General features: G+C 68.1%; 26 protein-coding genes. 20 read left to right on the forward strand and 6 right to left on the reverse strand.

Annotated features, from left to right (window positions below):
* The first annotated feature begins 24 nt into the window (after nucleotides 1-24).
* The 3 genes from AB0M14_RS11395 (at nucleotide 25) to ffh (ending at nucleotide 4,519) form a co-directional block, all read left to right on the forward strand.
* Nucleotides 25-2,427, forward strand: coding sequence for a [protein-PII] uridylyltransferase (locus AB0M14_RS11395; protein ID WP_364992405.1), 2,403 nt, complete (start codon nucleotides 25-27; stop codon nucleotides 2,425-2,427).
* A gap of 116 nt (nucleotides 2,428-2,543) precedes the next feature.
* Nucleotides 2,544-2,858, forward strand: coding sequence for a hypothetical protein (locus tag AB0M14_RS11400; protein ID WP_364992408.1), 315 nt, complete (start codon nucleotides 2,544-2,546; stop codon nucleotides 2,856-2,858).
* Nucleotides 2,859-2,947: 89 nt separating this feature from the next.
* Nucleotides 2,948-4,519: a signal recognition particle protein gene (gene ffh, locus AB0M14_RS11405; RefSeq protein WP_364992410.1), complete on the forward strand. Its 1,572-nt coding sequence runs from the start codon at nucleotides 2,948-2,950 to the stop codon at nucleotides 4,517-4,519.
* A 42-nt stretch (nucleotides 4,520-4,561) separates the two neighbouring features.
* Here the strand turns inward: ffh and AB0M14_RS11410 are convergent, their stop codons facing one another.
* The gene (locus AB0M14_RS11410) at nucleotides 4,562-5,335 is read right to left on the reverse strand and encodes a DUF3658 domain-containing protein (protein WP_364992413.1); all 774 of its coding nucleotides are present in this window, start codon (nucleotides 5,333-5,335) and stop codon (nucleotides 4,562-4,564) included.
* A 119-nt stretch (nucleotides 5,336-5,454) separates the two neighbouring features.
* Nucleotides 5,455-5,664 (reverse strand): hypothetical protein, encoded by a 210-nt coding sequence (locus AB0M14_RS11415; protein ID WP_364992416.1) that lies wholly within the window; start codon nucleotides 5,662-5,664, stop codon nucleotides 5,455-5,457.
* Nucleotides 5,665-5,736: 72 nt separating this feature from the next.
* On the opposite strand from AB0M14_RS11415, the gene AB0M14_RS11420 reads away from it, so the two are divergent.
* A complete protein-coding gene (locus tag AB0M14_RS11420; RefSeq protein ID WP_364992419.1) occupies nucleotides 5,737-6,669 on the forward strand; it encodes a LysR family transcriptional regulator in 933 nt (310 codons plus the stop codon).
* A 57-nt stretch (nucleotides 6,670-6,726) separates the two neighbouring features.
* On the forward strand, nucleotides 6,727-7,821 hold the full coding sequence (locus tag AB0M14_RS11425; RefSeq protein ID WP_364992421.1) for an amidohydrolase family protein: 1,095 nt from the start codon (nucleotides 6,727-6,729) through the stop codon (nucleotides 7,819-7,821).
* Here the strand turns inward: AB0M14_RS11425 and AB0M14_RS11430 are convergent, their stop codons facing one another.
* Nucleotides 7,822-8,514: a hypothetical protein gene (locus AB0M14_RS11430; protein WP_364992423.1), complete on the reverse strand. Its 693-nt coding sequence runs from the start codon at nucleotides 8,512-8,514 to the stop codon at nucleotides 7,822-7,824.
* Between the two features lie 78 nt (nucleotides 8,515-8,592).
* Between AB0M14_RS11430 and AB0M14_RS11435 the strand changes: the two genes are divergently transcribed.
* Nucleotides 8,593-9,576 (forward strand): LLM class F420-dependent oxidoreductase, encoded by a 984-nt coding sequence (locus tag AB0M14_RS11435; RefSeq protein WP_364992425.1) that lies wholly within the window; start codon nucleotides 8,593-8,595, stop codon nucleotides 9,574-9,576.
* Here the strand turns inward: AB0M14_RS11435 and AB0M14_RS11440 are convergent.
* Nucleotides 9,573-9,938, reverse strand: a complete 366-nt coding sequence (locus tag AB0M14_RS11440; RefSeq protein WP_364992427.1) for a DUF4189 domain-containing protein — start codon at nucleotides 9,936-9,938, stop codon at nucleotides 9,573-9,575. The two genes, AB0M14_RS11435 and AB0M14_RS11440, sit on opposite strands and share 4 nt — an antisense overlap.
* Before the next feature lie 186 nt (nucleotides 9,939-10,124).
* Between AB0M14_RS11440 and AB0M14_RS11445 the strand changes: the two genes are divergently transcribed.
* From AB0M14_RS11445 to trmD, 5 genes are all read left to right on the forward strand, one after another.
* Nucleotides 10,125-10,679, forward strand: a complete 555-nt coding sequence (locus AB0M14_RS11445; RefSeq protein WP_364992429.1) for a dihydrofolate reductase family protein — start codon at nucleotides 10,125-10,127, stop codon at nucleotides 10,677-10,679.
* A gap of 204 nt (nucleotides 10,680-10,883) precedes the next feature.
* Nucleotides 10,884-11,327, forward strand: coding sequence for a 30S ribosomal protein S16 (gene rpsP / locus AB0M14_RS11450; RefSeq protein WP_364992432.1), 444 nt, complete (start codon nucleotides 10,884-10,886; stop codon nucleotides 11,325-11,327).
* Nucleotides 11,327-11,569 (forward strand): RNA-binding protein, encoded by a 243-nt coding sequence (locus tag AB0M14_RS11455; RefSeq protein ID WP_163822793.1) that lies wholly within the window; start codon nucleotides 11,327-11,329, stop codon nucleotides 11,567-11,569. Before rpsP ends, AB0M14_RS11455 begins: the two co-directional genes overlap by 1 nt.
* Nucleotides 11,570-12,094, forward strand: coding sequence for a ribosome maturation factor RimM (rimM, locus tag AB0M14_RS11460; RefSeq protein ID WP_364992436.1), 525 nt, complete (start codon nucleotides 11,570-11,572; stop codon nucleotides 12,092-12,094).
* The gene (gene trmD, locus AB0M14_RS11465) at nucleotides 12,091-12,798 is read left to right on the forward strand and encodes a tRNA (guanosine(37)-N1)-methyltransferase TrmD (protein WP_364992439.1); all 708 of its coding nucleotides are present in this window, start codon (nucleotides 12,091-12,093) and stop codon (nucleotides 12,796-12,798) included. The genes rimM and trmD overlap by 4 nt, the downstream gene beginning before the upstream one ends.
* A gap of 1 nt (nucleotide 12,799) precedes the next feature.
* On the opposite strand, the gene AB0M14_RS11470 is transcribed toward trmD, so the two are convergent.
* A complete protein-coding gene (locus tag AB0M14_RS11470; RefSeq protein WP_364992442.1) occupies nucleotides 12,800-13,969 on the reverse strand; it encodes a PQQ-binding-like beta-propeller repeat protein in 1,170 nt (389 codons plus the stop codon).
* Between the two features lie 108 nt (nucleotides 13,970-14,077).
* Between AB0M14_RS11470 and AB0M14_RS11475 the strand changes: the two genes are divergently transcribed.
* The 5 genes from AB0M14_RS11475 (at nucleotide 14,078) to AB0M14_RS11495 (ending at nucleotide 20,427) form a co-directional block, all read left to right on the forward strand.
* A complete protein-coding gene (locus tag AB0M14_RS11475; RefSeq protein WP_364992444.1) occupies nucleotides 14,078-15,745 on the forward strand; it encodes an AMP-binding protein in 1,668 nt (555 codons plus the stop codon).
* A 108-nt stretch (nucleotides 15,746-15,853) separates the two neighbouring features.
* Nucleotides 15,854-18,211 carry a Tex family protein gene (locus tag AB0M14_RS11480; protein ID WP_364995649.1) on the forward strand — a complete coding sequence of 786 codons (2,358 nt, stop codon included), beginning with the start codon at nucleotides 15,854-15,856 and terminating at the stop codon, nucleotides 18,209-18,211.
* A gap of 32 nt (nucleotides 18,212-18,243) precedes the next feature.
* A complete protein-coding gene (locus tag AB0M14_RS11485; protein ID WP_364992446.1) occupies nucleotides 18,244-19,131 on the forward strand; it encodes a hypothetical protein in 888 nt (295 codons plus the stop codon).
* 19 nt (nucleotides 19,132-19,150) lie between these two features.
* On the forward strand, nucleotides 19,151-19,981 hold the full coding sequence (locus tag AB0M14_RS11490) for a LysR family transcriptional regulator (RefSeq protein WP_364992448.1): 831 nt from the start codon (nucleotides 19,151-19,153) through the stop codon (nucleotides 19,979-19,981).
* A gap of 143 nt (nucleotides 19,982-20,124) precedes the next feature.
* On the forward strand, nucleotides 20,125-20,427 hold the full coding sequence (locus tag AB0M14_RS11495) for a DUF6506 family protein (protein WP_364992451.1): 303 nt from the start codon (nucleotides 20,125-20,127) through the stop codon (nucleotides 20,425-20,427).
* Here AB0M14_RS11495 and AB0M14_RS11500 read toward each other — a convergent pair.
* On the reverse strand, nucleotides 20,410-21,309 hold the full coding sequence (locus AB0M14_RS11500; RefSeq protein WP_364992454.1) for a sigma-70 family RNA polymerase sigma factor: 900 nt from the start codon (nucleotides 21,307-21,309) through the stop codon (nucleotides 20,410-20,412). The two genes, AB0M14_RS11495 and AB0M14_RS11500, sit on opposite strands and share 18 nt — an antisense overlap.
* Before the next feature lie 287 nt (nucleotides 21,310-21,596).
* Here AB0M14_RS11500 and rplS point away from each other — a divergent pair, with 287 nt between their 5' ends.
* From rplS to AB0M14_RS11520, 4 genes are all read left to right on the forward strand, one after another.
* Nucleotides 21,597-21,938 carry a 50S ribosomal protein L19 gene (gene rplS / locus AB0M14_RS11505; RefSeq protein ID WP_364992456.1) on the forward strand — a complete coding sequence of 114 codons (342 nt, stop codon included), beginning with the start codon at nucleotides 21,597-21,599 and terminating at the stop codon, nucleotides 21,936-21,938.
* An 83-nt stretch (nucleotides 21,939-22,021) separates the two neighbouring features.
* A complete protein-coding gene (gene lepB / locus AB0M14_RS11510) occupies nucleotides 22,022-22,816 on the forward strand; it encodes a signal peptidase I (protein ID WP_364992459.1) in 795 nt (264 codons plus the stop codon).
* Between the two features lie 45 nt (nucleotides 22,817-22,861).
* Complete coding sequence (locus AB0M14_RS11515; RefSeq protein ID WP_364992463.1) at nucleotides 22,862-23,626, forward strand: ribonuclease HII; 765 nt, start codon at nucleotides 22,862-22,864, stop codon at nucleotides 23,624-23,626.
* 7 nt (nucleotides 23,627-23,633) lie between these two features.
* Nucleotides 23,634-23,939, forward strand: a complete 306-nt coding sequence (locus tag AB0M14_RS11520; protein ID WP_011210678.1) for a DUF2469 domain-containing protein — start codon at nucleotides 23,634-23,636, stop codon at nucleotides 23,937-23,939.
* The last annotated feature ends 25 nt before the right edge of the window (nucleotides 23,940-23,964 follow it).

Genomic DNA, 23,964 nt, shown 5'->3' on the forward strand with positions numbered 1-23,964 from the left:
CATTGCGCACACAGGTGGTGGGTTGTGGGTCAGTCGAATGGAGCGGCCGAACTGGTCGCGGCACGGAAACAACTGCTCGACGGGGGAGTGCCCCGAAATCCGCGCTTGGACTCCGAGGCCGTGCGGGCGGCGCTGGTCGATCTGTACGAACTGTGGCTGACCACCAAGGGCGCCGAACTCGGCATCACCGCCGACAGCGGCCTGGCCGTGGTGGCCGTCGGCGGGCTGGGCCGCAAGGAGATGCTGCCGTACTCGGATCTGGATCTGGTGCTGCTGCACGACAATGTCGACGCGGCCCGGGTGGCCGAGGTGGCCGACCAGCTCTGGTATCCGCTCTGGGATGCCCATATCAAGCTCGACCACAGCGTGCGGACCGTGCCGCAGGCGCTGCGGGTGGCCGCGGATGACCTGATCGCGGCCATGGGCATGCTTGAGGCCCGGCACATCGTCGGGGACGCCGAGCTGAGCAACCTGCTTATCGGCGGGGTGCGCCGGGAATGGCGGACCGGGATCCGCGGTCGTTTCGACGAGCTCATCGCCCAGGCCGAAGCCCGCTGGCAGCGCAGCGGGGAGATCGCCCATCGCGCCGAACCCGATCTGAAGAACGGGCGCGGCGGGTTGCGGGACATCCAGTTGCTGGACGCGCTGGCTATCGCCCAGTTGACCGATGCCATGCCGGGGCTCGGTCCGGATGTGCCGGGTGGCGGCTTGAAGACCGCCCACCGACGTTTGCTGGATGTTCGCACGGAGCTGCATCGAGTGGCGGGGCGGGCTCGCGATCAACTCCGGGCCCAGGACGCCGACGAGATCGGCGGCGCCCTGCGCATCGGCGACCGTTTCGATCTGGCGCGCACGCTGAGCGATTCGGCGCGCACGGTGAGCTACTCGGTCGATGTCGGCCTGCGCACCGCCGCCAACGCGCTGCCGCGCCGCGGCCTGGCCCGGCTCCGCCGGATGCCGGTGCGCCGACCACTCGATGAGGGGGTGGTCGAGCACGCGGGCGAGGTGGTGCTGGCCCGGGACGCGCGGCCACAGCGCGACCCCGGGCTGATCCTGCGGGTCGCGGCGGCCTCGGCGCAGACCGGGCTGCCGATGTCGGCGACCACGCTGAACCGGCTCTCCGAGGACGCGCCCGAACTGCGCGAGCCATGGCCCAAGGACGCGTTGAACGATCTGCTCGTGCTGCTCGGCTCCGGCCGCGGCATCATCGACGCGATCGAGGCGCTGGACCGCACCGGATTGTGGGGGCGGCTGCTGCCGGAATGGGGTGCGGTGCGCGATCTTCCGCCGCGCGACGCCATGCACACCTGGACCGTCGACCGGCATCTGATGGAGACCGTCGCTTACGCAAGCGCTTTGAGCACCCGGGTCGCCCGCCCGGACCTGCTCGCCCTCGGCGCGCTGCTGCACGACATCGGCAAGGGCCGCGCCGGCGACCACAGTGTGGTCGGCGCGGAACTGGCCACCCACATCGGCCGCCGGCTGGGGTTGTGGCCGCAGGACGTTCGCACGTTGTCCGCCATGGTGCGGCACCATCTGCTGCTGCCCGACACCGCGACCAAGCGGGATCTCGCCGACCCCGGGACCGTGCGATACGTCGTCGACGCGCTCGACGGCGACATCCAGCTGCTGGAACTGCTGCACGTCCTCGCGGAAGCCGATTCGCTCGCCACCGGCCCTGGCGTGTGGGGCGATTGGAAGGCCTCGCTCATCGGTGATCTGGTGCGCCGCTGCCGTCTGGTGCTGAGCGGCGAAGAACTCCCGACACCCGAACCGATCGCGCCGGAGCTGATCGCCAAGGCCGAATCCGGTGGCGTGCACATCGATTTGCGGCCCGCCGACGGCAAATACACCTACGTCGTCACCATCATCGCGCCGGACAGCCCAGGGCTGCTGTCGGATTCGGCGGGCGTGCTCGCCCTGCACTCGCTGCGCGTGCTGTCGGCCGCGGTCGGCGGCGCGGGGGAGTCGGCGATCAACACCTTCGTGGTCGCACCGAAGTTCGGCGATCCGCCGGACCCCGGTCTGCTGCGCCAGGAACTGATCCGCGCCATCGCGGGCGATCTCGATCTGCCCGCGCTGCTGGCGAAGCGGGAACGCGACGCCGGAATCAGCCCGAGTCCCTACGCGCAGGCCGAGCCGCGCCTGATCTGGTCGCACACCAGTACCCCCGGGCAGTTGCTGCTGGAGTTGCGCGCCGAGGACCGGATCGGATTGCTCAGCCGGCTGGCCGCCGCGTTCGCGGCCTGCGACGCGAATGTGCGCTGGGCCAAGGTGGTGACCATGGGTTCGGCGGTGGTGGACGCGTTCTGCCTGGAACTCGGGCCCGAAGACGGCCCGGGCCGCCGGGAAACCATCGAAAAGGCGGTCATGGAAGTGGTCCCGCGCCCCGCGCCGAAGCGGCCGGAGGAGCCCGCCGCCACATAAAACGGCCCACGCTATCAAACCGTTGCACGCAATTTGCTGGAACCCGTAGGCAGGTGCTCGTCCCGCGCCCTAGTATCAGAGCGTCTGGCTATCGCGAGCGTGAGGGGAGCAGGTCGGTGGCAATTGAAGTCGTTTCGGCGTCGATGATGACGAGCAACGAGACAACGCACATGGCGCGCTGTGTCGGCGGTGACCGCTGGGTCGTCTCCTGGCTGCCCGGCCGCACCCTCACCGGGCAGCAGGCTGTGACCGCGATGACCATTGCCGTAACCGCCGCCTGCACCGACGCCCCGACCGACGCCGACTACGCCCTGCTCGACGACCTCGCCCTGGAACTCGGCCTCACCGGCCGCGAAGCCATCTTCATGGTGGGTGCGGAAAATCACGACTACCGCAAGACCGCCAAACCGCGTCGCCGCTCGCTGGACTGATCCGCGCCCCGTGCGCGATCACCGGCGTTCTCCGATTACTCTGGGGTGGTTGACGTCCGAACCCCCGTAGAGATTCAGGAGCGCGATCGGTGTTCGAATCACTGTCCGACCGGCTAACCGGTGCCCTCAAGGATCTGCGCGGTAAGGGGCGTCTGTCACCGGCCGACATCGACGCCACCTGTCGCGAGATCCGGCTCGCGCTGCTCGAAGCCGACGTCGCGCTGCCCGTGGTGCGCGGATTCATCGCCAAGATCAAGGAACGCGCCAAGGGCGCCGAGGTTTCCGCGGCGCTGAATCCGGCGCAGATGGTCGTCAAGATCGTCAACGAGGAGCTCATCGGCATCCTCGGCGGCGAGACCCGCCGCATCGCCTTCGCCAAGACCCCGCCCACGGTCATCATGCTCGCCGGTCTGCAGGGTTCCGGTAAGACCACCCTCGCGGGCAAGCTCGCGAAATGGCTGAAGGGCCAAGGACATACCCCGCTCCTCGTAGCCTGTGACCTGCAGCGCCCCGGCGCGGTCACGCAGCTGCAGGTGGTCGGTGAACGAGCCGGCGCGGCCGTGTTCGCACCGCATCCCGGCACCTCCGTCGGCGGCGGCGAGAATCCGCTCGGCATCTCCGCGGCCGACCCGGTCGAGGTCGCGCGCGCCGGTATCGAAGAGGCCCGGGCCAAGCAGTTCGACGTCGTGATCGTCGACACCGCAGGCCGCCTCGGCATCGACGCCGAGCTGATGTCGCAGGCCGCGGGCATCCGCGATGCCGTCAAGCCCGACGAAACGCTGTTCGTACTCGACGCCATGATCGGCCAGGACGCGGTGCACACCGCCGAGGCCTTCCGGGACGGCGTCGGCTTCACCGGCGTCGTGCTCACCAAGCTCGACGGTGACGCCCGCGGTGGTGCGGCGCTGTCGGTGCGGGAGATCACCGGCGCGCCGATCATGTTCGCGTCCTCCGGCGAGAAGCTGGAGGACTTCGACGTCTTCCACCCCGACCGGATGGCGTCCCGCATCCTCGGCATGGGCGACGTGCTGTCCCTCATCGAGCAGGCCGAACAGGTCTACGACGCCAAGCAGGCCGAGGAAGCCGCCCGCAAGATCGGCAGCGGCGAGCTCACCCTCGAGGACTTCCTCGACCAGATGCTGGCCATCCGCAAGATGGGCCCGATCGGCAACCTGCTCGGCATGCTCCCCGGCGCCGGCCAGATGAAGGACATGCTCGCCCAGGTCGACGACAAACAACTCGACCGCGTCCAGGCCATCATCCGCGGCATGACTCCCGCCGAGCGCGACAACCCCAAGATCATCAACGCCTCCCGCCGCCTCCGCATCGCCAACGGCTCCGGCGTCCAGGTCTCCGAGGTCAACCAGCTCGTCGACCGCTTCTTCGAAGCCAAGAAGATGATGACCATGATGGGTCGTCAGATGGGCCTGCCCGGCGGCAACAACCGCCGCAACAACAAAAAGGGCGGCAAGAAGGGCAAGAAGGGCGGCCGCGGCCCCACCCCGCCGAAGATGCGCGGTGGTTTCCCGGGCATGCCGGGTCTGCCCGGCGGCATGCCCGCGGGTATGCCGGACATCTCCGAAATGCCCCCCGGCCTGGACCAACTCCCCCCGGGCCTGGAAGGCTTCGACCTCTCGAAGCTGAAGTTCCCGAAGAAGTAAGCACTCGATGCCTGCGGCCGGTGGCGGTCGCAGGCATCGTGGTCAGGAAACGCGGACCTTGGTCGTGCGCGGGTCCGCGGGGTCGCCGTCGGCGAGTAGTGCGCCGGAGGCCACCAGGTCGATCACCCGCTTGTTCAACATCGCGTTTCCGGTTTGCTGGTAGGGGCCCTTGCCCTCGACGCGTGCGACGACCTCGCTGATGCGGGTCCAGTCCGTGCTCGCTTCGTCGAGCAGGAATCGGTCGAAGTGATCCGCCTGCACGGAGGCGACACCGGTCGAGGTCACCACCCGGAAGCCGGCGTTCTCGGCTTGCAGCTGACGCCATTCGTGTTGCCATCGAGTGCGTTCCGCCTCCTTGAGCCGGCGGTGCTTGCCGACCAGCGGTACCAGGTAATCCTCTCGGACCACCGAAACCGATTGCGCGCGATAGGTTTCGCCGCCCGCGAGGTGCCGCCGGGGTAGCTCGAGATCGGTGACGTCCATCAGGCCGATCGGCCGGCCGCCCAAGTGGCTCACCAGCGCCCGCAGCAGGATCGCCTCGCGCGCCGATTCGCGGCCGAACCACACCACCAGGTGCTGATCCCCGGCCGCGTCCAGGCGCTGCCAGAACTCGGCCAACCCGGCCTCGGAGACAGCCTGGTCGCCGTGGAAGCGCTGCCACCACCCGGCCCGCGTGGCGGGGTCGAAGGGCGCGATCGGCCCGCAGGTCAAGTCGTCGTGAAAGGCCAAGACCTCGTCGGAGCGTCCGGCATCCCTGATCGCGATCCGCAGACTGGCGCCCGCGGACGCGGTAGGGGCGATGTGCAGCGTTTCCATGGCGTGATCGTCGCACGGCCGAGGGCGCGCGGTCCAAGGTCAGCCGGAGCCGGTGACAAGGGTTACTCGGGCGCTGCCGCCACCAGGTCCGGATGACCTCGTCCGGTGCTGCTGCCGGGTCAGCGGTGCAGGATTTCGGCGGGGGCGTAGTGGGCTGGGCGGAGCCAGATCTGGGCCATGCCGCAGGAGCAGCGGGTGTAGCGGATGGTGCCTTCGGAGGTGCGGTGGCAGGAGACCGAGGGGTGGGGTTGTTCGATCGTCCGGCCGCAGCGGCGGCATCGTGTCAGGGACTCGGCGGTGGGGTTCTCGGTCAGGGGTGAAGGGGGCATAGTCGAAGTATTCGTCGAGTGGATGTGTGAATCCATCAAAAGATTCCGCACTGAATCGTGTTGAATAGCAGCATGATCGACCCGCGTTTGCAGACCCTGCGGATGCTGCGCGAACACGGCACGGTCACCGCGGCCGCGACGGCGCTGCACCTCACGCCTTCTACGGTGTCGCAGCAATTGCGCCAGCTCGCGCACGATTTGGATGTGGTCCTGCTGGAACAGGTCGGCAGACGGGTTCAGCTGACCGCTGCCGCGCACACTCTCCTGCGGCACGCGGACGAGCTGTTCGCCCAGTCGGAGCGAGCGCGCGCCGACCTCGCCACCCATCGGGCCGACCTGGCGGGCGTGCTGCGAATCAGTGCGATGCCGACCGCGATGGTGGCACTGGTGGCCCCGGCGGCGGCGCTGCTGCGGGCCGACCACCCGAGGCTGGCACTGGAGATCAACGAAGACGAAAGCCGGCACTGCTTCGACCTGCTGTTGGCCGGGGATACCGATATCGGTGTGGTCATCCCGGCCGCTGACGGGCCTTCCCCGGCCGACCCCCGCTTCGAACAGCACCCGCTCGCCGACGAACCCCAGGACCTGCTGGTTCCGGTCGGGCACCGGCTGGCCGGTCGCACCAGCGTCGAACTCGCGGAGGCCGCCGAAGAAGAATGGATCGGTGCTCCGGACCGAGTAGCGCACTGCCAGTTGCAGCTGAGCGCCTGTGCCGCAGCCGGTTTCACGCCCCGCGTGGTACACCGCGGCATGGACTGGATCGGCATATCGTCCCTGGTCACCCGCGGTTTCGGCATCAGCCTGATCCCGCGCCTGGCCTATCTCCCCGCCGAACACGACGTGGTCCGAGTCCGCCTGCACGGCCCCGCCGCCCCAAGCCGCCGCCACGTCGCCTTCGTCCGCCGCGGCAGCAGCACACACCCCTCGATCGCCGCCGGGCTGGCCGCCGTCCGCGCAGTCTGCCGCTCCCGCGCCGACATCACCACGGTCGAGCCGGAAGCCTGACCAACCAACGAGGTGGGCGGTAGGTTGGATGCTGCCGACGACGTCCAGGAGGTTGCTGTGCATCTGCGTGGTGTGGTTCTCCCTGATGACGAGGTGCGTGACCTGTGGGTGCGGGACGGCGTGGTGTCGTTCGAGCCGCTGGCGGGAGACGAAACCCTGTGTGGGGCGGGGTGGATCGTGCCGGGGCTGGTCGATGCGCACTGTCATGTCGGGATCCGGTATGGCGGGGGTGACGAGGACCGGGCCGGGGCGATCGGGCAGGCGGAGACCGAGCGGGATGCCGGTGCGCTGTTGCTGCGGGATGCGGGGTCGCCGATCGATACGCGGTTCATCGATGAGCACGAGGAGCTGCCGAAGATCATTCGCGCGGGCCGGCACATCGCCCGGCCCAGGCGCTACATCCGGGAACTCGGCATCGAACTGGACGACGAACGCGATCTGCCCGACATCGTCGCCGAGCAAGCGCGTTTCGGTGATGGCTGGGTGAAGATCGTCGGCGATTGGATCGACCGTTCCGTGGGCGATCTGCGCCCGCTGTGGAGCGACGCCATCCTGAAGGAGGCGATCGACGCCGCGCACGCCAACGGGGCTCGCGTCACCGCGCACGTCTTCGGCGAGGACGCGCTGCCCGGGCTGATCAACGCCGGAATCGACTGCCTCGAGCACGGCACCGGGCTCACCGACGACACCATCGAAATGATGGTCGAGCACGGCACCGCGCTGGTCCCGACCCTGATCAATATCGACACCTTCCCCGAGATCGCCGACAGCGCGGGCAAATTCCCCACCTACGCGTCCCACATGCGCGATCTGCACCGCCGGGTCCGCAACACCGTCGGCAACGCGCACGACGCGGGCGTCCCGATCTTCGCGGGCACCGACGCGGGCGGATCCATCCGCCACGGCCGCATCGCCGACGAGATCACCGCGCTGGCCGGTGCGGGATTGTCGGCGCACGAGGCGCTGGGCGCGGCCTCCTGGAACGCCCGGTCCTGGCTGGGCCGCCCCTCGATCGAGTCCGGGGCCCCCGCCGATTTCGTTGTCTACCAGGAAGACCCGCGCACCAACCCGGCCATGCTCACCGACCCGCAGTGGGTCGTCCTGCGCGGTCGCGTGGTGAAGTCGCCGAACCCCGTCACCGGTCACCGATAGTCAGAACCGCACATGCAGGTTCGCGTCCTCGAAGACCGTCACCCATTCGGCACCGACCGGCCGATACCCGAATTCCCGCCGCAGTCCCCGGACCACGGCGGGTATGTGCCCCGCACCGTAGGCGATGCCCACCACCTCGGGCCGATCCTTGCGCTCGGCGTAGATGCCGGCCAGTGCGTCGAGCAGTACCCGATCGCGCGCGTCGACCAGGTCCTTCGACCGGAACCGCGTTCTGACCTCGGTGTCGTCATTGACCACATAACGCTGCCGCAGCAGCCAGTCCCGCCCGCCCGCGATCATCACGACCGTGTAGAACGGCGTCATCAGCAGCACATCCAGCCAGCTGGCGGCGGACCGCCACCAGCTGCGGCGCGGTGTGCCCGACCCTTCCGGCCACACCGTCGGCGTGCCCAGGGCCGCGTAGTCGATGTCCTGATGCACCAGCGACCAGGCCGCACGCCGCCCGGTCAGGCGCATCGCGAGCACCACGGCGAAGCCGAGTGAACTGGCATTGTCCGTCCCTTCGGCGACGACCAGGTCGCATTCGCTCAGCCGCCGGGCCACGTCGCGGTAATACTCCGGGTTCCCGAGATGGACCATGGGAACGAGCCGGAATCGCAAGGGACTGCGCGGCGTTCGCAGATCGACGATCGACGAACGCAATCCGGCAACGCTGAACTCGGTGATCTGCATAGCTGGTTCCCCCGAACCGATTCTTCACGTCCTTCCAGGGTAAGGCCGTTTTCGCCGGCCGCGCGTATCGTCGGGAAAGTGACCATTCGCCTCGGCTATCAGATGCCCAACTTCAGCTATGGGCAGCCAGTACGCGATCTGTTCCCGACTGTGGTGGCGCAGGCCCGGGAAGCCGAAGCCGCGGGCTTCGACACCGTGTTCGTGATGGACCACTTCTATCAGTTGCCGGGGATCGGTTCGCCGGATGATCCGATGCTGGAGAGCTATACGACGCTGGGCGGGTTGGCGGCGTCGACCGGTCGAATTCAGTTGTCGGCGTTGGTGACCGGCAATACCTATCGCAATCCGGCGCTGCTGGCCAAGACTGTCACCACCTTGGATGTGGTGAGTGGCGGACGGGCGGTGCTCGGGATCGGCGCCGGGTGGTTCGAGATGGAGCACAAGGCGTATGGGTTCGAGTTCGGCAGCTTCACCGACCGGTTCCAGCGGCTGGACGAAGCGCTGCAGATCATTCATCCGATGCTGCGGGGCGAGCGCTCCACCTTCACCGGTGAGTGGTACCACACCGACGAGGCCATGAACGAGCCGCGCATCCGCGACGACCTGCCGATTCTGCTCGGCGGCGGTGGCGAGAAGAAGACCTTCGCGCTCGCGGCCCGTTACGCCGACCACCTCAACATCATCTGCAACGCCTCCGAACTGCCCCGCAAGATGGCGGCACTGCAGGAGCGGTGCGCCGAGATCGGACGGGATCCGAAGACGCTGGAGGTCAGCTTCCTCGCTTTTCTGATCATCGACGAGGACGGCGATCGGGCCCGCAAACAGCAGCAGGATCTGTTCAGTGCCAATGGCGTCGACCTGTCCTCGCTGTCGGAGGAACAACGCAGGAACTCGCCCGCCGACCGCCAATTCGCGGGTGCCCCCGACGAGGTGATCGAGCAACTGCGATCCCGGGTTTTCGCGCACGGCGTGCAGGGCCTGATCGTCAACATGGTCACCAACGGCCACGAACCGGGCGCTGTCGATCTAGCGGGGCGCACGCTCGCGCCGCTGCTGCGCTAGCGGGTGCACAGCGACCGCAGGATGCGGGAGTCGGCGTAGCGCAGGGCATTGGCTTCGGCCTGCCGCACGGAATTGCCCTCGGCCCAGGAGACCCGCCGGTTGGCCCGCGAATGGGCGACCGCGCCGCAGCGGGTGAAGGTCACCGCCATCCGGCAGTCGGATCTGCCGCAGGCGGAGAGGGCTCTGGACTGCGCCGACCCCGCTGTCGAGTGATTCCAGGAGGCTTTGGCGATCAGTTCGCTCGGGGAGTAGGCGATGGCGCCCCAGGTGTAGGAGTCCGCCTGCGCGGTGGCGGGGTAGGTGAACAGGGTCGACAGTCCGACGGCCGCGAAACCGGCGGCGGTGGCGAGCATTTTCTTCATGGCACAACCAGACCGCGAGCGGCCGGGTCCGAACCAGGCCGCTCGCGCACCTGGGGCGAGTATCCGCAGCTCAGATAGGTCGTGTGGATAATCCGGACCGGAAGAGCCGATCCGCCCGGACCGATGAATTCCGCCCGCGGATGGCGTCGGTATTCGCAGAGACGTTTCCGTGGAAAGGACGCAGCGATGCGGGATCTGGTGGTTACCGAGAACATCACCCTCGACGGGGTGATCGACGCGAGCGCGGGCTGGTTCACCGTCGGCAACGACGCCATCGACGACCAGTCCGACATCCTGGCCGAACTGATGGCGCACACCGCGGCCTGCGACGCGGTGCTGTTCGGCCGGGTGACCTTCGAGGACATGCGCGGGTACTGGCCGGAGCAGGACGACGACCAGACCGGGATCACCGAGGACCTGAACCAGATCACCAAATACGTGGTCTCCGGCACGATGGACGATCCGCAGTGGCAGAACTCCGTTGTGCTGCGCGACCTGGACGCGGTCCGCGCACTCAAGGAGCAGCCTGGCAAGGACATCGTCAGCACCGGCAGCATCACGCTGGTGCACGACCTGATCGCCGCCGGTCTGGTGGATGAGTACCGACTGTTCGTCTACCCGGTCGTGCTCGGCCGCGGCGCGCGACTCTTCGCGGACGGACAGGCAGCCCCCGACCTGCGATTGGTCGAAACCAAGTCGTTCAAGTCCGGAGTGGTGCTGCTGCGCTACCGCACGGCCTAGCCGGCCGCCCCGGTCAACGGCCGATTTCAGAGACGGTGAACCCGTCTGGCAGAATGAACCCTCGTCCTTCGAAGGACAAGTGTCAGCCCGTCTCCGGTTACGTACCGCGCGGCGGTCACGCACTCCAAGCGTGAAACCGGGCTCGCAGGCCATGCGGGTCGCTGAATTGCGCCGTGACCAAACTACTGAAAGAGGCAGATCAGCATGGCTGTGAAGATCAAGCTCACCCGTATGGGCAAGATTCGCAACCCGCAGTACCGCGTCGTCGTCGCCGACGCGCGCACCCGTCGTGACGGCCGGGCCATCGAGTCCATCGGCAAGTACCACCCGAAGGAAGAGCCCTCCTTCATCGAGATCGATTCCGAGCGCGCGCAGTACTGGCTGGGCGTCGGCGCGCAGCCGACCGAGTCGGTGCAGCGTCTGCTGGAGATCACCGGCGACTGGCAGAAGTTCAAGGGCCTGCCGGGCGCCGAGGGCACCCTGAAGGTGAAGGCCCCGAAGCCGTCCAAGCTGGACCTGTTCAACGCCGCGCTGGCCGCCGCCGACAACGCGCCGACCGCCGAGGCCGTCACCCCCAAGAAGTCGAAGGCCGCCAAGAAGGACGAGGCCGCCGCTGAGGCGCCCGCCGAGACCGAAGCCGCCGAGTAATGTCGGCCGTCGTCGCCGATGCCGTCGAACATTTGGTTCGCGGCATCGTCGCCAACCCCGATGACGTCCGCGTCGAGCTGATCACCGGCCGCCGTGGACGCACCGTCGAGGTGCATGTGCACCCCGAGGATCTGGGCAAGGTCATCGGCCGCGGCGGTCGCACCGCGACCGCGCTGCGGACCCTCGTCGCCGGTATCGGCGGCCGGGGCATCCGCGTCGACGTGGTCGACACCGACGCCTAGATGGAACTCGTCGTAGGGCGGGTCGCCAAGTCGCACGGTGTGCGCGGCGAACTCGTCGTCGAGGTCCGCACCGATGAACCGGATGCCCGGTTCGCCGTCGGCAACACCCTGCGTGGGCGGTTGCCGCGGTCCACAGAGGTTCGTGATTTCACCATCGAGTCGGCCCGGGAACATTCGGGCCGGCTTCTGGTGTTCGTCGCCGGCGTCTCCGACCGCACCGCCGCCGACGCACTGCGCGGCACCCTGTTCTTCGTCGACAGCGCGGACCTGCCGCCGTCCGAGGATCCGGACGAGTACTACGACCACGAGCTGGAGGGCCTGACCGTCCAGCTCACCGACGGCACGCTCGTCGGCACGGTCACCGAGGTACTGCATTCGGCCGCGGGCGAACTGCTGTCGGTCAAGGCGGCCGAGGACAACCGGGAGATTCTGATCCCGTTCGTCACCGCCATCGTGCCGACGGTGTCGATCGCGGACAAGCTGGTGGTCATCGATCCGCCCGAGGGTCTGCTCGATCCAGAATGAAACTCGACGTCGTCACGATCTTCCCCGAGTACCTCGAGCCACTGCGAACGGCGTTGCTGGGCAAAGCAATCGACAAAGGCCTGATCTCGGTCGACGTGCATGACCTGCGCGGCTGGACGCACGACGTGCACAAGGCTGTCGACGATTCCCCGTATGGCGGCGGGCCGGGCATGGTCATGAAGCCGACCGTCTGGGGTGACGCCCTGGACGAGGTCTGTCCCGACGACGCGCTGCTCGTCGTCCCCACGCCCGCCGGTGTCCCGTTCACTCAGCGCACCGCCGAACGCTGGGCCACCGAAAAGCACATCGTGTTCGCCTGCGGACGCTACGAGGGCATCGATCAGCGCGTCTTCGACGACGCTGCCCGCCGCGTCCGCGTCGAAGAGGTCAGCATCGGCGACTACGTGCTGATCGGCGGCGAGGCCGCCGTCCTGGTGATGACCGAGGCGTTCGTCCGCCTCATTCCCGGCGTGCTGGGCAATCAGCAATCCCACCAAGAGGATTCGTTTTCCGTCGGGGCGGCGGGGCAGGAAGGTCTCGGTCTGCTGGAAGGCCCCAGCTACACCCGCCCGGTGTCCTGGCGCGACCTCGACGTCCCGCCCATTCTGCTGTCCGGTGACCACGCGAAGGTCGCCGCCTGGCGGCACGAACAATCGTTGCAGCGCACTCGCGAGCGCCGCCCGGATCTGCTCCCGCCCGACTGAGCTACTCGGCGGGGATGACCGCGAGTTCGCCGTCTTTCAATTTGATCAGTACGCCCCACGGTTCGGGGTGCCCGATCATGGTTTGCGGCAAGGTCGCTTCGAATGCGGGCTTCTCCCCTTGTCCGGTGGCGCGGGGACCGGCGACCACCGTGCGCTCGCCCGTCGCCAAGTCGAAGGCCAGCAGCCAGCAGTCGTAATTTCCCCGGCGTTCGCGCATTGTCGCCAGCACCACATTGCCCGCGCCGCCGCCCAGCAGGATTTCCTCGGTTTCCGGGAACGGCGCGCGCCAGCGCTCCCGCCCGTCCACTTCCTCGAGGCGGAAATCCTTGTTGTCCTTGACGGTAGAGCTGTCCATGATCAGGGTCGCGCCGTCGGGCATGGTGACCTGCCACTCGGCTGCCGACTTGGTGCGCGAGCCCAGCACGCGTCCGGTGCCGCTGTCGATCACCTCGCGGGTCTCGCCGGAGAGGACGACCGCGAGCGTGTTGGTCGATCGGGCGAAGCTGCGGCGATCGGGGACCGTTCGCTTCCAGATCAACGCACCGGTGTCCAGCGTCAGCCCGCCGATCAGCTGTTCGCCTTCGAAGTTTTCCGGCCCAGGTTTGACGGGGCATCGGAACAGCGCCGCCTCGCGACTTTCGAACACGTAGATCGAATCCTCGGGAAGCCCAGCGGCGCAACCCAATGCGGTGTAGTCGAGGTCCCAGGCGCGGGCCCCGGTCCGCGGGTCGTTCCGGAGGAACCGGCCGTCCTTGGTGTCCAGCTCGAACCATTCCGAGTCGGTGCGCCACAGCTCGCGCCCGGTGTCGGCGGCGTAGGCGATCTGTCCCGGCGTATCGAGCCAGGACACCTGCAGGACCTTGCCGTAGTCCGCCTGATAGATCCGTTTCGGATCAGGTCGCAGGCCCTCGCGCCGCACCGTCCAGCGCCGCTCGCCGGACAGCGGATCGATCCCCCGTAATTCGCCGTCCGCGACGACGTACAACCCGTCCGCGGTCGGCTTGATGTCGTCGTGCGGCCCCACCGCGAGTTTGCGTATCCCGCCGAGATCCAGGATCGGTGCGTCGGGTGTGCCGACCAGCGCGGAACCCGACTCCGAACACCCCGCCAGCGCCGTCAGCAATCCCAGCACCAGCACGACCCGCAAATTTTTCCACCCCGAGCGTCTCACCGGGCGATCATCGCACGATCTTGCTCCCTCCTTTCAGGGGTGGTGCTAAACCGATGTGAGCCACATCATGTTGGGGACAGTGCGTCGGTCCGCGGAGGAGATCAAGCTATGCCAGTGGTTACCGGTCAGCCCAGCTACGCGTCGGGTGTTTCGGAAGCGCCGTTGCTCGGCGACACTATCGGCGCCAACTTCGATCGCGCCGTCGCCGCGCATCCGAATCGGGAAGCGCTGGTGGACGTTCCGTCCGGCCGGCGCTGGACCTACCGCGAACTCGCCGCCGCCATCGATTCGCTCGCGACCGGCCTGACCGCCCTGGGCATCGACAAAGGTGACCGGGTCGGCATATGGGCGCCCAACTGCGCGGAATGGTTCCTGGTGCAGTACGCGACCGCGAAAATCGGTGCGGTGCTGGTGAATATCAACCCCGCGTACCGCACCAGCGAACTGGAGTACGTGCTGCGCCAGGCCGGGGTGCGGCTGCTGATCGCCGCGCCGGAATTCAAGTCCTCGAACTACGTCTACATGATCGACGAGGTCCGGCCGAACTGCCCGGGGCTGGAGCAGGTCCTGATCCTCGGCACGGTGGCCTGGGACGTGCTGGTCCGCTATGAGCCCGATGCCGCCCGCCTGAGCGAGATCGCGGGCACGCTCGCCATGGACGACCCGATCAATATCCAATACACCTCCGGTACAACGGGATTCCCCAAAGGCGCCACACTCAGCCACCACAACATCCTGAACAACGGCTACTTCGTCGGCGAGCTGTGCGGGTACACCGAGCACGACCGGATCTGTCTGCCGGTGCCCTTCTATCACTGTTTCGGCATGGTCATGGGCAACCTGGCGTCCACCAGCCACGGTGCGACAGTGGTGATTCCGGCTCCCGCTTTCGATCCCGCGGCCACGCTGGCGGCGGTCGCGGCGGAGCGCTGCACCTCGCTCTACGGCGTCCCGACCATGTTCATCGCCATGCTCGCCGAACTCGACGGCGGTGCGACGCCGGACCTTTCGAGTCTGCGCACCGGGATCATGGCGGGCTCGCCCTGCCCGGTCGAGGTGATGAAGCGGGTCATCGACCGTATGGGCATGGCGGAGGTCTGCATCTGCTACGGCATGACCGAGACCTCTCCGGTGTCCACCCAGACCCGCCGCGACGACAGCCTGGACCGCCGCACCGGCACCGTGGGCCGCGTGCTCCCGCACCTCGAGGTCAAGATCGTCGACCCGGCAACGGGTTTGACGGTGCCGCGCGGCGAGCCGGGGGAGCTGTGCACCCGCGGCTACTCGGTGATGCTGGGCTACTGGAATCAGCCGGACAAGACCGTTGACGCGATCGACGCCGCCCGCTGGATGCACACCGGCGATATCGGCGTGATGGACGCCGATGGCTACCTGGCGGTCACCGGCCGCCTCAAGGACATGGTGATCCGCGGCGGCGAGAACATCTATCCGCGGGAGATCGAGGAGTTCCTCTACACCCATCCGGACATTCTGGACGCTCAGGTGATCGGCGTCGCCGACCCGAAATACGGTGAGGAACTGATGGCTTGGATCCGGATGCGCGAGGGCGCGACCCCGCTCGACGCCGACGCGATCCGGGCATTCTGTGCGGGCAAGCTGGCGCACTTCAAGATTCCGCGTTATGTCCACATCGTGGACGAATTCCCGATGACGGTCACCGGCAAAGTACGCAAAGCCGAGATGCGGGAAATGGCGAAGGCGCTGGTCCCGGCCGCGGGCAACGGTGCTGCGGGCGAAGGGTTCACCCAGGGGTAGGTCGTATGTCAGGAGGCGGCGGTAGTGTTGGCGGCCGTGACGACAGCGCCTGAGATCGCCAGTTCAGAGTCGAACAGCACCGACACCTCCGCCGCCGCTCCCACACCCTTGGCTTCGGTCGGGCGGCGGATCGCCGACGAGCTAGGAGTGCGCGAGACCCAGGTCCGTGCCGCCGTGGAGCTGCTCGACGCCGGGTCGACGGTGCCGTTCATCGCGCGCTACCGCAAGGAGGTCACCGACGGCCTCGACGACGCGCAGCTGCGTCAGCTCGACGAACGCCTGAGCTACCTGCGCGAACTCGACGAGCGCCGCGGCGCGATCATCGAATCCATCAAGGGCCAGGGCAAACTCGACAACGCGCTGCTCGGTCAGCTGATGACGGCCGAGACCAAGGCCCGCCTCGAGGACATCTACCTGCCGTTCAAGCCCAAGCGCCGCACCAAGGCCCAGATCGCGCGCGAAGCGGGCCACGAGCCGGTCGCCGACGCGCTGATCAACGACCCCGGCACCGATCCCGCCCAGTACAGCGCCGAGCAGCTCGACGGGGCCCGGGCCATCCTGGTGGAGCGTTTCGCCGAGGACGCCGACCTGGTCGGCGAGGTGCGCGAGCTGATGTGGAATCGCGGTCAGATCAAGTCCACGGTGCGCCCGGGCAAGGAAGAAGCCGGCGCGAAGTTCTCCGACTACTTCGAGTTCAGCGAACCGTTCACCAAGCTGCCCTCGCACCGCATCCTGGCGCTGCTGCGCGGCGAGAAGGAAGAGATCCTCAGCCTCCAACTCGAATCCGAGACAACCGAGTTGGCGCCGGGGGAGCGCTCCATCTACGAGGGCCGGATCGCGGTCAAGTTCGGTATCGCCGACCAGGGCCGCCCCGCCGACAGTTGGCTGCTGGACACGGTCCGCTGGGCTTGGCGCACCAAACTCCAAGTGAGCCTGGGCATCGACACCCGCATGCGCCTGCGGCAGGCCGCCGAGAAGGACGCGGTCGACGTGTTCGCCGCGAACCTGCGCGACCTGCTGCTCGCCGCGCCCGCCGGCACCCGCACCACCATGGGCCTGGACCCGGGGTACCGCACCGGCGTGAAGGTCGCCGTGGTCGATGCCACCGGTAAGGCCGTCGCCACCGAGGTCATCTACCCGCACAAGCCCCAGGGCCAGACCGAGAAGTCGCTCGCCGTGCTCGGCGCGCTGGTCGCCCGGTTCGACGTGGAGCTCATCGCGATCGGCAACGGCACCGCCTCGCGCGAGACCGACGCCCTGGCTACCGAACTGATCGCACGTATCGCGGCGGCGTCGCCGGACGGAGCGAAAAAACCCACCAAGATCGTGGTCTCGGAGGCAGGCGCCTCGGTGTACTCCGCCTCCGCCTACGCCAGCCAGGAACTGCCCGACATGGACGTGTCGTTGCGCGGCGCGGTCTCCATCGCGCGCCGCCTGCAGGATCCGCTCGCCGAGCTGGTGAAGATCGACCCGAAGTCCATCGGCGTCGGCCAGTACCAGCACGATGTGTCCGAAACCCTGTTGGCGCGCTCGCTGGGCGCGGTGGTCGAGGACGCGGTGAACGCGGTCGGTGTGGACGTGAACACCGCCTCGGTGCCGCTGCTGTCCCGGGTCTCCGGCATCACCGGCTCGGTCGCGGAATCCATTGTCGCCCACCGTGATCAGCACGGCTCCTACCGCAGCCGCAAGGCGCTGCTGGAGGTGCCGCGGCTGGGCCCGAAGGCCTTCGAGCAGTGCGCGGGCTTCCTGCGCATCCGCGGCGGCGACGACCCGCTCGACACCTCCGCGGTGCACCCCGAGGCCTACCCGGTGGTGCGGCGCATCCTGCAGAAGACCGGTAGCGGCGTCACCGAACTGATCGGCAACACCGGCGTGCTGCGCGCGCTGCGGGCCGACGAGTTCACCGACGAGACCTTCGGCGTGCCGACCGTCACCGACATCATCTCCGAACTGGAGAAGCCGGGCCGCGACCCGCGACCGGAGTTCAAGACCGCCGAGTTCGCCGCCGGCGTGGAGAAGGTCGGCGACCTGAAGCCCGGCATGGTGCTCGAGGGCGTGGTCACCAATGTGGCCGCGTTCGGCGCGTTCGTCGACGTCGGCGTGCATCAGGACGGCCTGGTGCACGTGTCGGCCATGTCGCACAACTTCGTCAAGGATCCGCGCGAGGTCGTGAAGTCCGGTGACGTGGTCAAGGTGAAGGTGCTCGAGGTCGACGTGGCCCGCCAGCGCATCGGGCTCACGCTGCGCCTGGACGACGAGCCCGGCGGCGCGGCGAAGCCCGAGCGCGGCAGCGGCAATCGGGGCGGCGGCCCGCGTGCCCAGTCCGGCCAGGACAACCGGCAGCGGCAGAATGGACAGAACAGCAAGCAGCAGAATCGCAACCAAGGCAATCAGCGGCGCGGCAGCACGCCCGCGCCGACCGGTTCCATGGCCGACGCGCTGCGCCGGGCAGGCTTCGGTAAGTAGGTTCGCACCAGACGGGAGGTTGGCAGGCAGCCATGCGCAGATGGCTCGAGAACGATGTGATCGCGCAGGGCCGCCTACCGCTGCTGTGCTTTCTGCTGGGGTTCATCGTCGGGTTCCTGTTCATTCGGATCAGCGTCCGGCTGATCCGCAAACAGGTGCGCTGGTGGCCCGGCAACCTCCGCGCCGGTGACACCCATATCCATCACATGGTCATCGGCGTGGTGCTGGTTCTCGGCTCCGGCCTCGGGCTGATCGCGGTGTACGACAGCGGCGGCGAACCGGTCGTGGCGGCGTTCGCGGCCGCGTTCGGCGTCGGCGCCGCCCTGGTCCTCGACGAATTCGCGCTGATCTATTACCTGCGCGACGTCTACTGGGAGGAGCAGGGCCGCACCTCGGTCGACGCGGTGTTCGTCGCGCTCGCCGTCACCGGTCTGCTCCTGCTCGGCTTCCACCCGCTCTCGATTCTCGAGATCGGGGACGTCCGCAGCTCCATCGGCACCGACGCCAAAGCCGTCGCCACCGTGATCGCCTTGTCGAACCTGATGCTGGCCGCCGTCGTCATCGCCAAGGGCAAGATCTGGACCGGGCTGTTCGGCATGTTCTTTCCGCCGCTGCTGTGGATCGGCGCGCTGCGCCTGAGCCGCCCGGGCGCGCCCTGGGCCCGCTGGCGCTACGCCGAACGCCGCCGCCTGATGTACCGCGCGATCGTCCGCGAGCGCCGCTACCGGCGGCCGGTCATCCGCGCCAAGATCTTCATCCAGGACCTGATCGCCGGAAAGCCGGATGTCGAGCACGTCCGCAGCGCCGCCGAAGCGGAATTGGCCCGCAAGGTCGTTCCCGCGCCACCGGCCCCGCATCCGCATCCGCTGTTCTCCCCGGAGCATTCGCTGTTCGCGCCGGAGCACAAGTCCGACCGCTGAGGTGCGTTAGCGTCGTCGGGTGGAGTTGCGACAGTTGCGGTATTTCCTCGCGGTGGCGGGGGAGCGCAATCTCACGCGGGCCGCTGACGTGGTCGGCATCCGGCCGACGTCGCTGAGCCAGCAGATCATCGCGCTCGAACGCGAGCTCGGAGCGGCGCTGTTCGAGCGCACGGCCGCGGGCATGACCCCGACCCGGGCCGGTCTGCGGCTGGTGCCGCATGCGCGAGCCGCCGTGGCCGCGGCAGGACGTGGACTCCATGCGGTGCGGGAAGGCGGCGCGCTACGGGTCGCGGTGACGCCGGGAGCGCCGCCGCACGTCGCGGCGGCGATCTGGCGGGCCGTCGATGATCCGGTCGCCGAAGTTGTCGATAGGCAGACCGCGGAACAGCTTTCCGGTCTGCGGGACGGAACTCTCGATCTCGGCGTGCTGCTGTTGCCCGCCGATCTCTCGGGACTGGACCACGCGGTCATCGCGGACGCCGAGTTGGGTGTGGTGGTAGCAGCCGATCATCGGCTGGCGGGGCGGGACGCGCTGCGCTGGACCGACCTCGACGGCAGCGCGCTGTTGTGGTTCGCGCGGTCCGCCGCGCCCGGCTACTACGACGCGGTGCGCGCGGCTTGGACGCGGGCGGGCTGGCAGCCCACCGCGGTGCGCGCGAGTTCCCCCCGCCGCGCGCTGTTCAGCGCTGAACTCGGTTTCGGCGGCGATGTCCTCGCGCTGCGCCCGGCCTGGGACGTCCGCCCGGGGGACGGCTGTCGTGGACGCCGTTCGCCGCCGACGCGCCGCGGATCCGCTACGCGCTCGTCTGGCACGCCACCGATTCCGCCGCCGCCCGCTACCACGAGATAGCCGCTGACCTGGTGTCTGCGGCGCCGCCGCACACCCCTCCGGCGTTGCCTCGTGGACAGGCGGGCCCGCGATCGGTTCAGCTGGACGGCGATCGGGTCGCACCGGACCAGGAGTGACCGCACCGCACATCGAGAGGCACCGACATGGCACTCACCGCATGGGGATTCATCTACACCGCGGCCGGCAGCGATCCGGCGAAGGAGATGATCGTCGAGACCGCCGATTGCCGCTCGATATTCGTCGGCGTGCACGACCCGAGCCAGGTGATCGACGTCGCACGCCGGCTCGTCGACCGCGATGTGCAGTTGATCGAACTGTGTGGTGGTTTCGGACCGGTATGGACCGCGCGGGTGCTCGAGGCGATCCAGGGTGCGGTTCCGGTCGGAGCCGTCGCCTATGGCCCAGAGGCGATCGATCAGATGCACGCGCTATTCGCTGAGCACTGACGGTCCCGCGCTCACCGGCGGTAGCTGGAGGCGGGCAATCCGGGCTGGGTCGGAGAGCAGTTCGATGGCGGTGATCCGATCGTCGGCGACGGTGAACCCGATCACCGAGATGGGCGCGCCGTCGACCGTATTGAGCAGGCCCGCAAGCCCGTTCACCAGGACGGGGTGCGACCGGCTGGTGGTGGCGAAGCGCTGGAAGACGGCCAGGCGGCCGGCGACCGCGGGGGCGCCGCGCAGCAGCAGGAGGCCGCTGCCGGAATCGCCGTGCAGCACCACGTCGGGATCGAGCAGGGCCAGCAGGGCGTCGAAGTCGCCGGTGCGGGCGGCGGTGAGAAACGCGTCGACCGCCCGGCGCTGGCGTGGGCGATCCGGGACCGGGCTGGGCTGGTGCGCCTGCACCCGGCGGCGGGCGCGGCTGGTGAGCATGCGGGTCGCGGTCGGAGTCTTCCCGATGACCTCGGCGACCTGATCGAACGGGACGGCGAACATGTCGTGCAGCACGAACGCGACGCGCTCGGCCGGATTCAGCGAATCCAGCACCACCAGCAGCGCCAGTCCGACCGAATCCGCCAGTACCGCTTGATGTTCCGGGTCGGCCGGATCGTCCCGCCGGACCACCGGATCCGGCAGCTGCGTGTCCAGCGGGTCCTCGCCGCGTATCGCGCGGCCGCGCAACTGGTCCAGGCAGATCCGGCTGACCGTCGTGGTCAGCCATCCCCCGAGATTCTCGATCGCCCCCGAATCGGCGCCCGCCAGCCGCAGCCACGCCTCCTGAATCACATCGTCGGCCTCGGTCAGCGATCCGAGCATCCGATAAGCTACCGCGGTCAGATGCCCCCGGTAGCCCTCGAACTGCCCCGCCAGCAGGTCCTGTGTTTTCACCTGTTCTCCTCTGCTCGTCTGCGGGGACGACGACGCAGGCCACCGGAGTGTGACATCGGCAACGTCCGCACCGCGCGGACACCGGTCAGAGCCCGGATCGGGGGTGCTGACCGGGGGCGATTTCGTCCGGCGCGGCGCGGTCTGGCACAATACTCGGGTTGCCCTGGGGAGATTTCTGTCCCGGGAGCACCCCCTAATTCGGAGCATGAACCGGTCGCGCGCCCTCAGCAGTGTCGAGGGAATGCCGCCAGGGTCCTCTGTTCGCGCAAACATCACAAAGGATGAAAATGAACACCCTTGACTTCGTCGACGAAAAGTCGCTGCGCACCGACGTGCCCGACTTCCGCCCGGGCGACACGCTCAACGTGCACGTGAAGGTCATCGAAGGCTCGAAGGAGCGCATCCAGGTCTTCAAGGGCGTCGTGATCCGTCGCCAGGGTGGCGGTATCCGCGAGACCTTCACCGTCCGCAAGGTTTCCTTCGGTGTCGGCGTCGAGCGCACCTTCCCGGTGCACAGCCCCAACATCGACCACATCGACGTCGTGACCCGTGGTGACGTCCGTCGCGCCAAGCTGTACTACCTGCGCGACCTGCGCGGCAAGGCCGCCAAGATCAAGGAAAAGCGCTGAATCGATAGCGACCCAGTCGCCACAGCAGAACTTCGTAGCCCGGCACCCGCCGTCAGACAGGGTGCCGGGCTACTCTGTTCGGCGTGGCAGACGAAAGTGGGTCGGTGTCGGTGTCGGGTGCGGACGACGAAGGGGCAGAGCGGAAGAGCCCCAGGGCGCGGCGCGCCAAGAAGACCAAGAAGCAGCGGCCGTTCTGGCAGGAACTGCCCATCCTCATCGTGATCGCGGCGGTCATCGCCGCACTGATGGTCACCTTTATCGGCCGCCCGTACGTGATTCCGTCGCAGTCGATGGAACCGACGTTGCACGGCTGCCCCGGTTGCGTCGGCGACCGCATCTACGTGGAGAAGCTCAGCTACTACTTCGGTGATCCGAAGCCGGGCGATGTCGTGGTGTTCGTCGGCCCGCCGTCCTGGAACACCCGCTACCAGTCGATCCGCTCGGACAACACCATGATCCGCGGCGTGCAGAATTTCTTCTCCTTCTTCGGCCTGGTGCCGCCGGACGAGAACGATCTGGTCAAGCGCGTCATCGCGGTCGGCGGGCAGACCGTGCAGTGCTGCGACGCGGAGGGCCGCATCCTGGTCGACGGCAAGCCGCTGGACGAGTCGTACGTGAAGAACGATTACCCGTGGTTCCCCGGCAAGCAGAACGCCACCTACCCGGCCGGCCGGGTCTTCGGCCCGATCAAGGTGCCCGAGGGCAACCTGTGGGTGATGGGCGACAACCGCGACCAGTCCGCCGACTCCCGCGCGCACGTCTCGGATTCGCTGCAGGGCACCGTCCCGGTCGACAACGTCCGCGGTAAGGCGGTGTTCAAGATCTGGCCGCCGAGCCGGATCGGACCGGTCAGTTCCATCGACCCGCAGGTGAACTGAGACCCCTGGCGAACTGAAAGCGCGCGGCGGCAGGATAATTGGATCGTGGGGTACACCCGGAGCACCACTCTTTGGCCGCCGCGCGTCGTCATGCGTAAGGCGGGTGGCTTGCGCACCCTGGAAGCGGCGCTGATCCGCAGCGGGCTAGGCCCGGTCGCCGGTGTCGACGAAGCCGGGCGCGGTCCGTGTGCGGGGCCGCTGGTGGTCGCCGCTTGCTTGCTTGCCCCCAAGGCTTATGACCGGCTCGGCGGGCTCGACGATTCCAAGAAGCTCACCGAGGCCACCCGGGAAGAGCTCTTCCCGATCATTCAGCGGCTGGCGCTGGCCTACGAGGTCGTGGTCATCCCGGCCTGGGAGATCGATTCGATCGGCATCCACGTCGCCAATATCGAGGGCATGCGCCGCGCGGTCGCCGGACTCGGCCAGACCCCGGGCTATGTGCTCACCGACGGCTTCCGGGTGCCGGGCATCCCCGCGCCGTCGCTGCCGGTGATCGGCGGTGACGCCGCGGCCGCCTGCATCGCCGCCGCCAGCATCCTGGCGAAGGTCACCCGGGACCGGATGATGGTCGACCTCGACCAGCGTCTGCCCGGTTACGGTTTCGCCGCGCACAAGGGCTACAACACGCCCGAGCACACCGAGGCATTGCAACGTCTCGGGCCCAGCAGCGAGCACCGGCGGTCCTGGCGCAATGTGCGGGAAATGGCGGGACTGGTGCCCGTCGATCCGGCGCTGGAGTACGCCGACGCGGTGCTGGCCGAGGATGTGCCGGAAGGCCGAGTGGCTAGCGACGCGGTGCATGCGAGATGATGTGCCGATGAGCGCCGAGGACCTCGAGAAGTACGAAACCGAGATGGAACTCTCGCTGTATCGCGAGTACAAAGACATCGTCGGTCAGTTCTCGTACGTGGTGGAGACCGAACGTCGCTTCTACCTTGCCAATTCCGTCGAGCTGCGGCCGCAGAACGCCGACGGCGAGGTGTACTTCGAAGTGCGCATGAGCGATGCCTGGGTGTGGGATATGTACCGCCCAGCGCGTTTCGTCAAACACGTTCGGGTGATCACCTTCAAAGACGTGAACATCGAAGAGCTGGAGAAGCCTGACCTGCGGCTTCCCGAGTAGTCCACAGCTGAAGGGTTATCCACAG

The organism is Nocardia sp. NPDC051832, assembly GCF_040681285.1.
In the GTDB taxonomy this organism is placed as follows: Bacteria; Actinomycetota; Actinomycetes; order Mycobacteriales; family Mycobacteriaceae; genus Nocardia.

What these genes read in the sequence shown, in the direction of transcription:
- AB0M14_RS11410 (WP_364992413.1), bottom strand. Translation starts at nt 5,335, where the DNA reads ATGGAAACGCTGCACATCGCCCCTACCGCGTCCGCGGGCGCCAGTCTG.
- AB0M14_RS11415 (WP_364992416.1), bottom strand. Translation starts at nt 5,664, where the DNA reads ATGCCCCCTTCACCCCTGACCGAGAACCCCACCGCCGAGTCCCTGACA.
- AB0M14_RS11420 (WP_364992419.1), top strand. Translation starts at nt 5,737, where the DNA reads ATGATCGACCCGCGTTTGCAGACCCTGCGGATGCTGCGCGAACACGGC.
- AB0M14_RS11430 (WP_364992423.1), bottom strand. Translation starts at nt 8,514, where the DNA reads ATGCAGATCACCGAGTTCAGCGTTGCCGGATTGCGTTCGTCGATCGTC.
- AB0M14_RS11440 (WP_364992427.1), bottom strand. Translation starts at nt 9,938, where the DNA reads ATGAAGAAAATGCTCGCCACCGCCGCCGGTTTCGCGGCCGTCGGACTG.
- AB0M14_RS11445 (WP_364992429.1), top strand. Translation starts at nt 10,125, where the DNA reads ATGCGGGATCTGGTGGTTACCGAGAACATCACCCTCGACGGGGTGATC.
- rpsP (WP_364992432.1), top strand. Translation starts at nt 10,884, where the DNA reads ATGGCTGTGAAGATCAAGCTCACCCGTATGGGCAAGATTCGCAACCCG.
- AB0M14_RS11455 (WP_163822793.1), top strand. Translation starts at nt 11,327, where the DNA reads ATGTCGGCCGTCGTCGCCGATGCCGTCGAACATTTGGTTCGCGGCATC.
- rimM (WP_364992436.1), top strand. Translation starts at nt 11,570, where the DNA reads ATGGAACTCGTCGTAGGGCGGGTCGCCAAGTCGCACGGTGTGCGCGGC.
- trmD (WP_364992439.1), top strand. Translation starts at nt 12,091, where the DNA reads ATGAAACTCGACGTCGTCACGATCTTCCCCGAGTACCTCGAGCCACTG.
- AB0M14_RS11475 (WP_364992444.1), top strand. Translation starts at nt 14,078, where the DNA reads ATGCCAGTGGTTACCGGTCAGCCCAGCTACGCGTCGGGTGTTTCGGAA.
- AB0M14_RS11485 (WP_364992446.1), top strand. Translation starts at nt 18,244, where the DNA reads ATGCGCAGATGGCTCGAGAACGATGTGATCGCGCAGGGCCGCCTACCG.
- AB0M14_RS11495 (WP_364992451.1), top strand. Translation starts at nt 20,125, where the DNA reads ATGGCACTCACCGCATGGGGATTCATCTACACCGCGGCCGGCAGCGAT.
- rplS (WP_364992456.1), top strand. Translation starts at nt 21,597, where the DNA reads ATGAACACCCTTGACTTCGTCGACGAAAAGTCGCTGCGCACCGACGTG.
- AB0M14_RS11520 (WP_011210678.1), top strand. Translation starts at nt 23,634, where the DNA reads ATGAGCGCCGAGGACCTCGAGAAGTACGAAACCGAGATGGAACTCTCG.